General features: G+C 36.5%; 12 protein-coding genes. 4 read left to right on the top strand and 8 right to left on the bottom strand.

All coding sequences use genetic code 11. The features are described from left to right. Positions 1-7: 7 nt before the first annotated feature. On the bottom strand, positions 8-1,888 hold the full coding sequence (locus tag J4050_RS09370; protein ID WP_208154316.1) for a CocE/NonD family hydrolase: 1,881 nt from the start codon (positions 1,886-1,888) through the stop codon (positions 8-10). 110 nt (positions 1,889-1,998) lie between these two features. Here J4050_RS09370 and J4050_RS09365 point away from each other — a divergent pair, with 110 nt between their 5' ends. Beyond that, the gene (locus tag J4050_RS09365; RefSeq protein WP_208154315.1) at positions 1,999-4,173 is read left to right on the top strand and encodes an acylase; all 2,175 of its coding nucleotides are present in this window, start codon (positions 1,999-2,001) and stop codon (positions 4,171-4,173) included. A gap of 86 nt (positions 4,174-4,259) precedes the next feature. Continuing rightward, positions 4,260-6,452, top strand: a complete 2,193-nt coding sequence (locus J4050_RS09360; RefSeq protein WP_243878600.1) for an amino acid permease — start codon at positions 4,260-4,262, stop codon at positions 6,450-6,452. Here J4050_RS09360 and J4050_RS09355 read toward each other — a convergent pair whose 3' ends face one another. The 3 genes from J4050_RS09355 to J4050_RS09345 form a co-directional block, all read right to left on the bottom strand. Continuing rightward, positions 6,453-8,252, bottom strand: a complete 1,800-nt coding sequence (locus J4050_RS09355; RefSeq protein WP_208154314.1) for an adenylate/guanylate cyclase domain-containing protein — start codon at positions 8,250-8,252, stop codon at positions 6,453-6,455. Between the two features lie 5 nt (positions 8,253-8,257). Next, positions 8,258-8,686, bottom strand: a complete 429-nt coding sequence (locus J4050_RS09350) for a hypothetical protein (protein WP_208154313.1) — start codon at positions 8,684-8,686, stop codon at positions 8,258-8,260. Positions 8,687-8,825: 139 nt separating this feature from the next. Next, positions 8,826-9,326 (bottom strand): hypothetical protein, encoded by a 501-nt coding sequence (locus J4050_RS09345; protein WP_208154312.1) that lies wholly within the window; start codon positions 9,324-9,326, stop codon positions 8,826-8,828. 297 nt (positions 9,327-9,623) lie between these two features. On the opposite strand from J4050_RS09345, the gene J4050_RS09340 reads away from it, so the two are divergent. Then, positions 9,624-10,559 carry a M23 family metallopeptidase gene (locus J4050_RS09340; RefSeq protein WP_208154311.1) on the top strand — a complete coding sequence of 312 codons (936 nt, stop codon included), beginning with the start codon at positions 9,624-9,626 and terminating at the stop codon, positions 10,557-10,559. Positions 10,560-10,625: 66 nt separating this feature from the next. Then, entirely contained in the window at positions 10,626-11,114 is a 489-nt protein-coding gene (locus tag J4050_RS09335; RefSeq protein ID WP_243878599.1) for a hypothetical protein, read from the top strand. Positions 11,115-11,154: 40 nt separating this feature from the next. Here J4050_RS09335 and J4050_RS09330 read toward each other — a convergent pair whose 3' ends face one another. Genes J4050_RS09330 through J4050_RS09315 form a run of 4 tightly spaced genes read right to left on the bottom strand, consistent with a single transcriptional unit; the run spans position 11,155 to position 15,878 of the window. Continuing rightward, the gene (locus J4050_RS09330; RefSeq protein WP_208154310.1) at positions 11,155-11,622 is read right to left on the bottom strand and encodes a GyrI-like domain-containing protein; all 468 of its coding nucleotides are present in this window, start codon (positions 11,620-11,622) and stop codon (positions 11,155-11,157) included. Between the two features lie 12 nt (positions 11,623-11,634). Next, on the bottom strand, positions 11,635-12,915 hold the full coding sequence (locus tag J4050_RS09325) for an FAD-dependent oxidoreductase (protein ID WP_208154309.1): 1,281 nt from the start codon (positions 12,913-12,915) through the stop codon (positions 11,635-11,637). 22 nt (positions 12,916-12,937) lie between these two features. Next, positions 12,938-13,390, bottom strand: coding sequence for a DUF4251 domain-containing protein (locus J4050_RS09320; RefSeq protein ID WP_208154308.1), 453 nt, complete (start codon positions 13,388-13,390; stop codon positions 12,938-12,940). A gap of 10 nt (positions 13,391-13,400) precedes the next feature. After that, complete coding sequence (locus J4050_RS09315) at positions 13,401-15,878, bottom strand: zinc-dependent metalloprotease (RefSeq protein ID WP_208154307.1); 2,478 nt, start codon at positions 15,876-15,878, stop codon at positions 13,401-13,403. Between the last annotated feature and the right edge of the window lie 63 nt (positions 15,879-15,941).

Below are 15,941 nucleotides of genomic sequence, written 5' to 3'. Positions count from 1 at the left end.
TTATTGATTAGTCTTGTTTAATTGGAAGTTTGATATGTGAAGGGTATTTTTTTGAATGGTGAATAGAATTAGTTGCAATTACCCCTTCTGATTCATCATAATTATTACCACCTGTATTTAGGTTTCTTGCAAATCTTGGAAAATTACTACTAGAGATTTCTATTCTAATCCTATGGCCTTTTTTAAAATAATTACTTGTGGCCATTGGTGTTAAATCAATTTTATAGACATCGCCCTTTTTCATAAAGACTTCCTTGTCATAGCCCTCACGGAAACGCGCACGCTGAATAGTTTCATCGAGATTATAAGCTGTACCATCGGGATATACATCAATTAATTTAATGGTGAAGTCCGTATCCTTAACATCAGAAGACACATATAAGGTACTTTCTATGAATCCCGTAACTTCTACACCCTCCTTTAATACATTCGTAGTATAGACTAAAATATCATTTCGTGTTTCCATAATACGCTGGTCAAAGGCACCGCCTTGCACGGCATTTCCCGTACAGCAGACATTACCTCCATAGGATTTTACCGGGTTCATAGGGTCATATACAAAGGAATCTGGGTTGTCTTTACTTGGCATAGCTGTGGTTAGTTCACCATCGCCATACATGGTATTAGCATCGCCTCCACTATTTAAATAATAGGTAACCAGTTCTGTATTTTCTGGTGGCCACTGCTCTGAAGCTTGCCACTTATTACTTCCCATAGTGTAGTACTGTACTCTTGGTGTTTTTTCTTTAAAATCGGTAGTCTCACCTTTCAGCCACCAATCGAACCAAGCATAGATTTGCTCGTCGTAATTTAGTCTGGCATCGCCAACATTACGGTCACCAACCATAGTATTTTCGGTTGCCCTTGTATATCTACAGTGCAATACTGGAGCAATGACCATATACTGATTATCTCTTACTTCTGCATCTTCTGCATTATTTCTAACATGATTAAAGAGGGCTAGGTTTGGACTAATGGACACATCATACCAAGAGGCAAACCAAAAACTAGGTACACCGAAGCCCATATCATCATGATATAGTCCGCCTTTATACCAATCAGGATCATTGGGTTTGCGTCGTACCATTTTATCAAATACCTCACGCTTTCCATTAATATTTTGAAGAATATCCTGAATAGGTAAATGGGATAAGGCTTCTGCCATATCTACTCTTGGGTTCTCGGGAGCCAAATCATAGAATCTAGAAATTCTAATTAAATCTTCTTGTGTGGCTCCGGCAGGAATTCGTGGCTTAAATTTATCGTGCTCAACGGCATACAACCAAGAAAAAAAGAGCATTTGTTCTACACCACCACGATACCAATTTCCTTGCTCGAAAAAATCCCCAACACGACCAACACCAGCACCGTAAGCCTGTGGTACCATAGCCGCATGAGAAGGGTGATCTAAAGCTGCAACTGCCATCTGCCATTCTGCTGTAGATGAGCACCCTATGGTTCCAATTTTTCCATTAGACCATGATTGGTCTTTCATCCAAGAAAAGGCATCAAAGCCGTCAGTTAAAGGAACGCCTAAAATATCCCACTCGCCTTCTGAATAATAACGGCCACGTTCATTTTGTACTACGTAAGCGTATCCTCGTTTTACAGCGTCGTAAGCGCGTTGAGCTGTACGAGTTCTTTGTTCGCCATCACCCCAAGAATTAAAGTTGTAAGGGGTCCTGGAAAAAATAATTGGGACTTTTTCATTTGTTTTAGGTCTATAGATGTCAGTAGCCAATCGCACACCATCTCGCATCGGCATCATAACCTTTTGATCTACTACTGCAATTTCCTCAAGTTTTTCTAATATATCAGCTTGAGCCAGAGAATAGTAAGAAAATAATAGAATAATACATAAAACACTAATCCTTGCAATTGATTTCATAATTTGTTTGTTGGTTAATTGAGAGTGATACAAGATAAACAAAAATTACCTTTTTATGTTGGGTTTTTGGCTTTGATGATTTAGTCTTATTTTCACAAAAAATATCAATAATGAGATACCTTATTTTACTTAGTTTTTTTCTTTTATGTACTTGTAAATCTGATAGAAAAGTAAATCTGGATATAGAACGATGGGAGACTCATGCTGCTAATACGACCATTATCCGTGATGGATTTGGTGTGCCTCATATTTACGGAAAGAGTGATGCAGACGCTGTTTTTGGATTACTTTATGCACAGTGTGAAGATGATTTTAATCGTGTTGAGCGAAATTATATTTGGGCAACAGGACGATTAGCCGAAGTTGAAGGTGAAGATGCCATATATAGTGATTTAAGGGCAAAGCTTTTTATGACTGAGGATGAGGCTAAGGCCCATTATGAGAAGAGTCCAAAATGGTTAAAGGACTTGTGCGATGCCTTCGCAGATGGCATCAATTATTACTTACATACACATCCTGAGGTTAAACCAAAACTACTCACCAAGTTTGAGCCATGGATGCCTATGTATTTTTCTGAAGGCTCTATTGGTGGTGATATAGAGCGTGTATCTCTAAGACGACTAAAAGCTTTTTACGACAATATGCCAGAACTGCCCGAAATGACGGAATTAGAAACAACAAAACCAGAGGCTGAGCCACAAGGATCTAATGGTATTGCTTTATCTGGGGAGTTAACGAAATCGGGTGCACCTATCCTACTTATAAATCCACATACGTCTTTTTTCTTCAGGGGTGAGGTGCATGTGGTTAGTGAAGAAGGTCTTAATGCCTATGGTGCTGTAACTTGGGGCCAGTTTTTTGTCTATCAGGGTTTCAATGAAAAAACAGGCTGGATGCACACCTCTACCTATACTGATGTTATAGATGAGTTTAAGGAAGATATCACCAAGGTGGATGATAAACTTTTCTATGTTTATGGCGAAGAATTAAGACCTGTTGAATATTCAACAGTGACTTTAAAGTATAAAGAAGGAGATGATATAAAAGAAAAGATTTTTGATGTGTACCATACGCATCATGGACCTATTACTCATGTCGTTGATGGTCAGTGGGCAGCAACAGCTTTGATGTGGGAGCCAGTAAAGGCCCTCGAACAGTCTTATATTAGAACCAAGCAATCGGGCTACAAAGGATTTAGGGGAATGATGGATTTAAAAACAAATTCTTCCAATAATACCGTTTATGCCGATGCCGAAGGCAATATTGCGTATTTCCACGGAAATTTTATTCCAAAGCGTAATGATACATTCAATTATCGCTTGCCCGTAGACGGAAGTAATCCAGAAACCGATTGGAAGGGATTGCATGATGTAGACGAAGCCATTACCCTGCTCAATCCAGAAAATGGATGGATTCAGAATTGTAACTCTACGCCATATACAGCAGCAGGAGACTATAGTCCTAAACGTGGCGACTATCCTAATTATATGTCAATAAATAGAGAGAATTTTAGAGGTGTACACGCCATTTCCTTATTGTCTCAAGGGAAATCAGATTACACCTTAGACGATGTCATTGAAATGGCACATGATCCTTTCCTTCCGGCTTTTGAAGTTTTAATCCCAGGGTTAGTGAAGGCTTTTGATAACAATATCAATACATATGCAAAACTTAAGGATGCCATTGAACTATTAAGAGCATGGGATTTTAAAACAAATGCCGATTCTAAAGCTATGACCATAGCTCACTATTATGGTACTGCTATTAATAGACGCGCTAATAGACCTAGACCAATGAGTTCTATGGAGGCAATGACTTATTTGGGTACGGAATCACCTGAAGAAGAACGACTCCAAATATTTTCAGAAGTTTTAGACCAACTGACACAAGATTTTGGAACTTGGGAATTACCATGGGGAGCTGTAAATCGTTACCAACGTTTAAATGGAGACATAAGACAGAAATTTGACGATTCAAAACCAAGTGTCCCTGTTGGGTTCGCATCTGGTCGCTGGGGAGCACTTGCAGCTTATGGTGTGAGCTATAGAGCTGAAGGTGCAAAGAAAATTTATGGTACTAGAGGCAATAGTTTTGTCGCAGTAGTAGAGTTCGGAGATAAGGTTAAAGCCAAGAGCATTTTAGCTGGAGGTCAAAGTGGTGATCCTAAATCGCCTCATTTCAATGATCAAACCCAACGTTATATCAATCAGCAGTTTAAAGATGTCTTATACTATAAAGATGATGTTGAGGCCAATGCTGTAAAAACCTATCATCCTGGTGAGTGATAGTACCTTATCAATTATAATATGATAACAAAGTACTAGCTTAAGATTAAAATTAGTAAATTGATTATTTATTAGATATTTAATAATTGAGTCAGCCGTCTACATCGCTAAAAAAATTTGATACTTTTGGAGGTGTCTTTACACCTACTCTACTCACTATCCTTGGAGTAATTATGTACTTACGTTTAGGATGGGTAGTAGGTAATGCTGGTCTTCTCGGCGCTTGGCTAATCATAATCATATCCTTTCTTATTACTTTATGTACAGCCTTGTCTATGTCTGCGATAACTACCAATATCCGCATAGGTGCAGGAGGTGCTTATGCCATAGTATCCCAGGCCTTAGGCTTAGAAGTTGGTGGGAGCTTGGGTATTCCAAGGTATGTGTCCCAAGGATTGGCCGTAACCATGTATATCTTTGGTTTTAGAGAGGGCTGGTTAAGCATCTTCCCTGGTCATAATTCTTTTTTAGTGGATGTAACCGTTTTTATGGTGTTATTCACCATTGCGTATATCAGTGCCAACCTGGCTATAAAAACCCAGTTTTTTATAATGGGTATTATCATTCTATCCTTGATATCAATAGTAATTGCGGCTTACAATGGATCAATGAATATCCCTACAAGTGAAGCATTGAGTTGGGGAACTTTTCGAGGTTCTGTGGACAATGATTTTTCGGGTAACGGCTTTTGGGTGGTTTTTGCTGTTTTTTTTCCCGCGGCAACGGGAATAATGGCTGGCGCTAATATGTCTGGTGAATTAAAAAATCCTAAACGAAGTATACCGTCCGGGACCTTATGGGCTATTGGTGTAAGTTTTGTGATTTATATGCTCCTAGCTTTTTGGATTTCCCGAAGTGCCACCGAAAATGAATTAGTAAGTAATTATTACGTCATGGTTGATAAGGCTTATTTTGGACCGTTAATTATTGCAGGTGTTTTAGGAGCAACCTTCTCATCCGCTTTGGCATCAATAGTAGGTTCTTCGCGTATTTTATTTGCCATGGGAGAGCACAAGGTACTGCCTTATTCAGATATCCTAGCTGGACAGAGTAAAAACGGACAGCCTAGAAATGCTATGGTCGTTACTGGGATTCTTATTTTTCTTACGCTCTTATTACGAAATCTAAATGCCGTTGCGCCATTAGTGACCTTATTTTTCTTAATTACCTATGCCATGATTAATATCGTAGTTATCATAGAGCAGCGTTTAGGTTTAATTAGTTATAGACCGTTATTCCGAATTCCTAAATGGGTACCCTATTTAGGATTGGCATCCTCTATTTTTGCCATGTTTATTATCAACCCAACAGTAAGTCTGTTATCAGTTGTTATTGTATTAGTTGTGTACTTCTATTTGTCTAGACAAAATCTAGAAACCCCTTTTGAAGATGTACGCTCTGGATTATTTGTCTCCTTTGCAGAATGGGCGGCGAAGCATACTTGGGGCATGAAAAAAATGCAACAACGCGCTTGGAAAGCAAATCTCATGGTACCTGTACGGGATATTCATGGTTTGAGAGGGAATTTTGAATTCCTTCGACATATTGCAAAACCTAAGGGCTCCATAAAATTGGTGGGTATTGAACCGTTTTCAGAAGACAGTAAATTGTCTGAAGAGTTAGAACGGGTTTCCGCATCTTTTAGAGCCAAAGGTGTATTCTCGTCCTCTGCTGTTATTCATGCTAATGAGTTTGCGAAAGGCATTAATTACGGGAACCAGGCCTTACAGGGCGCCTTTTTTAGACCCAATATCATCTTTCTAAATTTACAAGGACATGATGATTATGACAACGAATTGAAGCCTGTAATGCAAGAGGCCATGCGCCTTGAAATTGGGATTGCCCTTTTTGTATTACATCCCACTGCGCTATTAGGACAACGTAATATTATAAATGTTTGGGTGAGTGACCGCACTGGGAATTGGGAATTGGGATGGGATATTGGCAATTTAGATTTGGCGGTGCTCATTGCCTACAAACTAAAAATGAACTGGAAAGCCCAAATTAGATTACTTACCGTAGTTAAAGACAAGGCACAAGAGTCCAATGCTAAGGACTTTTTGAATAGACTAATAAATCTTGCTCGACTCCCAGAGACCATGACAGAAGTTCATGTCGGAGATTTCAAAGGTGTAGTACTCAAAGCCCCTTCTGCAGATTTGAATATCTTTGGTATGGACGATATGCTCAGTTATACCTTTATCACTGAAATGTCTGAAAAAACGACCAGTAGTTGTTTATTTGTGAAAGATTCTGGACACGAGAGTATTTTGGCATAGTTATACCTTTACAAAGTACATTTTCATTTTGCCCCTGTTTTTAACTGGGATTTCTCCTCGATATTCACATTCAAAATCGGCCTTAACTATTTGGTAAGTATCTTCAGAAATATTAATGCGTCCAGGCTCAGAATTACTTTCCATACGAGACGCCACATTAACTGTGTCTCCCCAAATATCATAGGCAAATTTTTTGGAACCTACCACTCCAGCAACAACAGGACCTGTATTGATACCAATTCTAATATCAAAGGTAGCATCGGTAAAGTCATCTTGCTTAGCTTTTGCAACAAAAGCATTCATTTCCTGAGCGGCTAAAATCATTTCTTTGGCTTGGTCTACATTATCAAAACTTAAACCACCTACAGCCATATAGGCATCTCCTATGGTTTTAATTTTTTCAAGACCATATTTATGCATAATGCTGTCAAATTCAGAAAAATAATGGTCTATGGTTTGTACTAATTTTTCAGGCGATAGGTTTTCAGCATAACTTGTAAAGCCTTTAAAATCTGAAAATAAAACAGTAGTTGAGGGATATTTTCTCGCTTCTACCCTGCCCTTATCTTTCAATTCTTGGGCAGTCTCTTCTGGTAAAATATTTAATAATAATTTATCCGATCGATCTTTCTCGGCAGCTATAATCTTATTGGTGGCTTTTACAAAATTATGACGCCTAAATATTCCGTAGGCTAATAAGGCCGTAAGAAAGAGAACACCAGCTGTGGACCATATGATGATGCGTTGGTTTTTCCGTTTTTGTTCGGAAATTATTGTTTTAGCCTGTTCTTGGGCAACGTCAAATTCTCTTTGCATTTCTGCAGTATCCCTTACCGCATCCAAGTTGAGGATACTATCTCTATATTTATAGTATTCTTTGTGATGGTATAATGATGTCGTTGGGTCTCCTTTGTTCTCGTAATAGTTTGAAAGTTTTAAATTAGAAACGCTAATCTGTTCTAGTAACTCATATTGTGTAGCTAAATCCAAACTTTGTTTGGCGTAATCGATAGCTTTTACATAATCATTGCGTGTACTACAGATATCTGCCAAAGTGATTAGATAATCAGAAATAGCGTGATAGTCCTCATAGCCTTCTAAAACAGCAATACTCTCATTGATAGTTTTTTCAGCAAGTTTATTCTGACCATTTTCTGCATATATTACGCCAATATTACCAATGTTATAAGCTACACCTAGCGGAAAATCTAATTTTTCAAATATGGCTTTTGATTCTTTAAATTTTACAAGGGCTTGATCATATTTTCTATTCTCAATATCCCAATCTCCCGAATTAAATAATGCAGAAGCAAGATTATATTGGTCTTCAGTTTTTCGAAGTAGTTTAATCCCTTTTTCGTAATAAACAAAAGCGTTATTTTCATCTTCAAGCATCCTGTAGGTATCAGCAATGGAAATTTGTAAAGTCGCTTGGCCAATTAAATCCTCTGTTTTATTAGCATGGTCAAGACTTTCTAAATAAGATTCAAGAGCCATTGTGTAGTTTCCAGAAAAAGAATTGGCATTTCCTATATTTAATAAGGCTCTATGTAATTCAAAGTAATTACTGTCTTCACTTGCTAACTCCCAATGCATTTTTGCATAGGTAATAGCAATCTTAGGATTCGTTTCTTCTTTTGAGATTTCATTCAATAATTCATATGGGGTAGAATTGAAACTACCAGAATTATAAACTGAGATTAAACTGTCAGCTAATCGCTGATCTTGGCCACATAAATTGGCCGTATACATAATTAGTATACAGCCCTTAATTATAACAGTTTTATGCTTACTCAGCATAAGGTTTAGCGCTTCATTTTTAATCTAGGATCTACTGTATAAGGCTGACGGTCATTTTTATTTATTATGAAAGTGACATTATAACACTCATCGCCTGGAATATCTGCGTTTTTTACAGTTGAGGTTACATTGGGATCTTTTATTGGATCTCCTAAAGTAATTTCTGCTAAAATATCGGCACCACCTCCTTTAGACTTTTTGGCTACGTCGGTAATATTAATTGTATCTCTTCCATTTTTTGCAACCCCTTTCCATGTGCAAGTTGAACCCTTGAAAACGGTAGATACGTAGGTTTCTGGGTGCCCTGGGTTTTCTGCTGGATCACTTTGATTATCCGAAAAAACTACGTTGTCTTTAATGCTTTGTTCGTTTTGTTGAATGTTTTCTGTATCCACAGTTAATGTAATGATTGTACTTGGTTTTCCGCCTCCCATAATTAGTGTGTTTTAAGTTAAAATTATTTATTGATTAATTGGTATATTACAAGTTTCAAATTGCTTCTAATTGATTTAGAATATTAAATTCTTTATTTTCTAATTTGGTTTAAGATTTCTACAATCTTCATTCATGTTTTCAAACTTTTACTCTAGATTCATATTCAAAATATTTAGCATCACCCACATTACCCTCTGGTATATATTTTAATCCGATAAAACGTAACCAAGACATTTGCTTATCCGTCTCTCTAGATTGTGAATATACCACGAGCTTGCAACCTTTATAGTTATAAGATTGCTCGTGCAAAATATTACGCATTTTAAAAGTTACGTTTAAGGCTTGTCTATTCTCTTCCATATGTTTACTAGCCACCAAATAGCAATGTAATGCTGTTTCACTAATTTTAACAGCCATAAGTACTAGCAAAGGTAAATTTTCTGGTGTTCTAAATACTTTGCTAAATCCGTCCTGTTGCGATAATTCATACTGTTCCATTAAAGTTTCATAGGCCGTTTCCTCATTATACACATTGTATAGCTTCCACTCATAAGTTGAAAATTTCCATGGATTCTTTAGAACATACCAAAGATCTTCTTCAGTAATCTCATCTTGGACTCTAGGCATACTTAATTCCATCTAACTTATCATATCAAAATTAACAGGCGCATTACAAAACAAACATTAAATAAGATCAGGCTCAATACGATTAAACCGAGCCATTATCATAGGTAGTAAATCAGGGATAACAGTGAATTAGGTCGGTTTTGATAAAGTTGGTTAGATTAAAATTAAGTAATATTTTTCTTATATCCTAATACCGTCATTTTATAGGTTAAGATTGTTGTTAACTGTTTTGAAGATGTTAAACTGATTTGTCTTAAATAATATTTGGTTTAATTTCGCGTTCGGTTAACGACCAGATTAATAGCACATATGAAACACTTACTTTTTGTAGGCGTCTTTTTTTTGGGAATTATTAGTGCGACCTGCCAGTCAGATGAGGATTCCTTGGCTCTAAAGGTGAAGGTCCCAACGACCATTCTTAAACAGAACTTAAATTATCAAGAAATTGAAATCCCTCTCGTTTCTGAAAAAGGTCAGGCTAAGTTAGCTGTTGACATCAAAAATGAGCACTGGGATACAACAGTTTATAATCCTTATAAAAATACTTCTGTTTCTTATCCGTTTCAGTTAAGTTTTGAGGACACCACCTATCATTCTCCTGTAAGGCGTCAAAAGGTAGTCACTTCTAGATATGGGTGGCGCAGAGGCCGATCGCATAAGGGTATTGACATAGATTTAGTTACCGGAGATTCTGTATTCAGCATTTTGGATGGAGTTGTGAGATTTGCTAGATATAGCGGCGGACACGGAAGAACTGTTGTTGTAAGGCATTTTAACGGTTTAGAAACTACCTATGCGCATTTGTCTAAAATCGGTGTAAAGGCTAATGATACCGTTGCAAAAGGACAGTATATTGGTAAAGGTGGAAATACAGGTCGTTCTTTCGGTAGTCATTTACACCTAGTCACTAGTTACAAAGGTCAGTTTATACATCCTGAATATTTATTTGATTTTTCTGAAGAGAACGCTATTCGGTCCCAAGATATTTGGATTACTAAAAAATGGACGAGGCCTGGCTATCATAGTGCTAGACGACAAAGTAAATTAGCGTTATATACCTCCGAAAAAGCGGCTTTTGCTGCAATTGAAGCGCAACGTAAGATATATGTAGTGAAACGCGGTGATACGCTCTCTAGAATCTCTCAGCGAAATAATGTAAGCGTTGCCGCTATTTGTAAAACTAACGCTATAAAGCGCAATTCTACCCTTAGAATTGGCCAAAAACTTGTTATTGAGCCCTTATAAACAATTTTTAGGGTAGGAGAAATTGAGGATAAACTGTTATAATACTGAACACTAAAATTTATTCTCATGAAACCAAAGTTTTTTTATCCCGTAATTGCAGTTTTGTTCTTATCATTCTCTACGACCTCCTGCTCTACCGACGACGATAACGTATCTCCGACCAATGCTGATATCAGCGAGATTATAAATATTATTTCATCTGAACAATGGCGTGTTTCTAGTATGGTTGATTCTGGGCAAGACGAAACAGCTGATTTTTTTGGTTATACTTTTAGCTTTAATTCTAACGGTAGCCTTGTAGCCACAGGTTCTTCGAATACATTAACAGGTACTTGGTCTTTATCTAACAGTAGTTCGTCTTCTAGTAGCGATGACGACAGCAATGACGACAGCGATGTTGATTTTATCATCTCATTTCCAGTGCCCGATGATCACGATTTTGATGATTTAAATGATGATTGGGATGTTGTGTCGTATTCCTCAAACGAAATCCGACTTATTGATATAAGTGGAGGAAATGGAGGAACAGATACACTTGTGTTTACCAAAAATTAAATTTACTTAAAAGTGGTAGCCTCTGAAATCTACCAACTTTTTAATTCAATTTTGTAATAGGCACATAAACATCTTCCTCCGAAGATGTACTATTGTTTTTGTAGCGCTCATCCATGATTTGAAAGTGAGGCCTGTTATCAATGATGTACCCCGAAGATGGTAACCACGTGGTCATTATATCTTGATATAATCTACCAATCTCCATACCTCTTAAGGTAAACTTGGCATAGAGCCCATTGGGAATCGTAACAACATCCATTTCAGCAGGAATAGTATTGGCTTCAGAGACTTCTATAGTTGCCCAAATTTGAAATGGTTTATCCATAGTATTTTCAGAATTATAGACCTGGACAGCGAAGTGATGATTATTAATTGTGTTTTTAATCAAGTGTTTATTAGGCATAAATTTTTGCCATAGTTGGCCAATTTTATGCGATTCAGACATCAAAATAGTATCAGACATTCCGATTAAAACTTTCTCCGAGACATCTAGAACAGACGGATTCATTTAGTTATAAAATTAAATATATTCAGAAGTTAAATTTTCAATTATTAGACCATCCTCAAGACTCATAATTACGCCTTGTGCCGCACGTTCCCCAGAGAGCATTGCCGCATTTAGCGAACCGTTGATAAGATAATCCCCTGCAAGATAAATAGTTGGTTTTAACTGTGTTTCCGTAGGCGAAATATCAGCACGCAATTCTTTTAAATTTGGTAAGGCCTTCGGTATGTGGTATAATTTTAAAAATGTTGTATTGGTAATATTACAGAATTTGTTCAACTCATTTTGCACTTGATTAATAAGGTCATCTTCCGTTAAGTCTGTGTACTTAACTACCGTTACAGACAGTAAGCTTTTTTTTCCTGTGTGGGTAGTACCTAAAGTATCATGGAAGAATATATTATTAATAAGGGCTTCTTTATCTGCAATTAGGCCTATAAGTGGTTTACTAATGGACTTAATATTAGTTTCAAAATATAAATTATAACAAGATTTCCAATCTGTGTTTTGGTTACTTAAATTAGAAACAAGGTCTTCTGCAGGTGTTGCAATAATAGTAAAATGTGTATCTAATTTTTTATCATTGTCTAATAGAATAAACCTGTCTTCAACGCGCTTCACTCGAGTATTGTATCGAATTTCCGTATGCTGTAATTTGGATTTTAATTGATCAGCTATGGCTCCAATACCAGATTTGGGTAAAACTGCTAAACCATCTCCAAACATTTTATATACGAACTCAAACATTCTACTAGAAGTCTCTAGGTTTGGTTCTAAAAATATACCCGAGAAAAATGGTCTGAAAAACTGTTCTATTATTGCATTTGAAAAACCTAAGTCCTGGAGGTATTTTAAGGTGGATTTTGATTCTGATTCAAAAATTGACTCTATAGACTTATTTTTAAGACGTTTGTTTAGTTTAAAAATCTTGAGTTTGTCTGCAACAGAACCAACAGGTGAGATTATAGTTTGCCATAGGAAACCTATATGCCTAAGAGGATCACCAATGGTATATTTTCTAGATTTAAAATAAATATGAGCGCCTGGTAGAAAAGGCTGTAACTCGAGGTCATAAAAATCCAAATGCTTTTGAGCCTGTGGATACGCATCTAGTAATACCTGAAATCCATGGTCTAATTGGTATCCTTCTACAATATCTGTTTTTACGCGACCACCAACACAATCTGAGGCTTCTAATATTATAGGGTGATACCCAACTTCTTCTAAAGTCTTCGCAGCAATCAATCCACTGATTCCTGCACCAATGATGTGTATTTTGTAATTATGACGTTCCACAAATAACTTAAGTGCTTATATGTTAATTACTCCTTAGTCTCCCAATCCAAGTTATAGGAGAATCTGAATCGCTTGAAGCAGATAAAATAACATTGCCATTAGCTTTAATGGCCATTTGTACCTTGTATAAAGAACTAGAGTTAAGGTCGTATGATATATTTATGTGTTTTGTAGCGTCATCAAATTTAACCTTGTAGTTCTCTATGGAACCATTTAAATCAATATCTGATTTGTTCTGTAATACTGATTTTAATTGCCCTTTTGAGGATAATCCATTTACTATTAATACATTGGAGTTTTTATCAATTTTTTCACGGTTTCTACCGTCATATACCATATTAAAATTTATGGTATACTCTTGTGAATTAATTTGTTTTTTTGAATTTTGATAGGTAAGCTCAAACTTGTCTAATCTGTCTTGTCCTTGCATAACCATTGTTAATCCTATAAAAACAAATAAAATACTATACCTCATATTTATGTGCTTATTTTGGATCTAAGATACTATTAATTCGTTCAATACAATCTAGGTAATGAAATTTTGTTTCTGCATTAATGGCCGTTTTAGAAGCGGCAATTAAGGTACGCTTGAGTTGATTAAGTTCTGCTCTAACTAATGCGCGGATATCGGATTGATTTACATTAAAATATTGTCTAGAGCGATTAGGGTCTAAATCTTGCGTCATTAGATATTTCATTTGATCTAAGTAAACACGTTGAATATTTCTTCTGTAGACGTCTACGCTTCTACCCAAACTTGATTCTTTCCAAATACCTAGTCTAATGTCCTTCAGCAAATTATAAGCCGAATAATTTTCTGAATTAATAGCATTATGATCTATTAATCTTCCTAAGCGTTCAAAACCTAAAACAGAATTAAGATGTCTACTCTGAAGGCGTCTGATACGCTCTGTGTAGCCAGCATAATTTATATTTTGAATAATGGTCTCATCCAATAACCACTCAGGCGTCTCAAACGCATTTTTTTGCAACCATTGCACAGCTGATTTTTGGTAACTTTTGTCCTGTGGTTGGTACACAAAACCACTTTGAGAAGGTGTTTTGCTTTCTTCAATTACACCTCCAATATGAGTAATAACATGGCCTACATACCTACTCCATACACCGAGCATTTCGCCATACAATTCTTCTAAATCCTCATAATTATCGGTTTTATCACTTGTCCAATTTTTAAGGTTTTGTGCTACTATTTTAAGGTTACTAAGACCATAAGTACTGGCTTTAATACTATTATTCCCTATATCTTCCGTCTGTGAAGTAGGGTCGAAACGACTACTCTGTTTTCCAAATTTATACGTTGGATCTCCTACTTTTTCTGTAATCCAGCTGTTTAAAATTGATTTCTCATCATCTGGTGAGGTTACTTCAGGAATATATCTATAACCATAATTTATTGCGTAATCATCGTAAGGTCCTAGCTGTCTTATAAAACGAATTCCTGTATCACCAGGCTGTGCAATGTAGTTGTACCTTGCGTAATCCATAATGGTAGCAGCAATTCCATTTTCTTGTGTAAAAGAACCACTTCTATAGTTTTCAACGTCATACGCGTAACTGGCGCTCATATTATGGGGTAGTCCAAGGGTATGTCCAACTTCGTGAGCAATAACCATTTTCATCATTTCACCTATTTCTTCATCTGGCGTATTTAAGGTTCTGGCTTTTGGATTTGCAGCACCTGTTTCTAAAAGATAACGGTTGCGATAGGAGCGCAAATGATTGTGATACCATATAATGTCACTTTCTATAATTTCTCCGGTCCTTGGGTCTGCAACGCTTGGACCAGTAGCATTGCGAGTGGTACTAGCCACATAACGTACTACAGAATACCTAATATCCTCAGGACTAAATTCTGGGTCTTCTTCTTTGGTTGGTGGGTCTTTAGCAATAATGGCATTTTTGAATCCAGCGGCTTCAAATGCTTTTTGCCAGAGTTCAATACCTTCTTTCATATATGACCTAAATTTAGTTGGTGTTGCAGGATCTAGATAGTAGATAATAGGCTTAACAGGTTCTACTAATTCTCCGCGTTTATAGGCCTCTATATCTTTAGGGACGAGTTTCCAACGTCGTATATAAGTCTTTCTATCTGCTTTAAGCTCTTCGCTTCCATAATCATATTTACTTAGGGTAAACCAGCCCACACGCTCATCAAAATAACGTGGTTGCATGGGTTCTTCTGGCAGCAAAATCATAGACTGATTGGTTTGGATACTAATGGTTTCATTGCCATTATTAATAGGAGGTTCAGAGGCATTGAACGTAAAGTCTTGTACAACTTCAATGTTCTTTGGATAACTGTTCATAGCACTTATGAAGCTTCTAGACTTATCTAAATTCTTAACTTTATAACGTCTTCTGTTACTGGCTGATAGCCCACTGATTGCTTTAACATCACTACCGTAAAAACTACTTACATCAATTACAACCGCAGAAGAATCTTTAGAAAATGCTTTGATATCAAATGCATATAAAGTGGGCTCATAGTTATTGGCATTCACAGATACATTTATGGGTAAGCTGTCTGCTGCAATAGCGCTGTATGACTTTTCCTTTATTAGGACTTTATCTTTAAAACGAACCCAATTAATTAAGCGCGTACTTGTTTTTGAACCAGCATTGACATAGCCTCCACCTAAATTAGAAGGAAGCTTAGAGAGTCTACTTACCAATAACATGTCTTTAGATAGCATGTCAAAAGGAATCTCAAAGTAGTATTTGTCATCTAGTTGATGCACTTTAAAAATACCTAGGTCAGTTACAGCATCTTCAGTAATTACATCAGTGTAGGATTTAATTTTCCCATTTTTCTTTTTTGCAGTTTCAGCCTTAACTTGTTCTTTCTTTTCCTCTTTTTTACGCTTGCGTTTTGACTGCGCTTCAACATTAAAATTTGTACTCGTTATTAATAAGCCAAGGAGTAAAATCAATAATTTTTTCATTCTTTATCAGCGGAATTTTAATTTCAAAAAGTTAAAGATAAATAATAGATTTCTAGATGGAGA

The sequence above is a fragment of the Winogradskyella pelagia genome, assembly GCF_017581965.1.
GTDB lineage: Bacteria > Bacteroidota > Bacteroidia > Flavobacteriales > Flavobacteriaceae > Winogradskyella > Winogradskyella pelagia.
The sequence above is the reverse complement of the archived record's forward strand: the minus strand, read 5'-3'. Positions and strand labels throughout refer to the sequence as shown.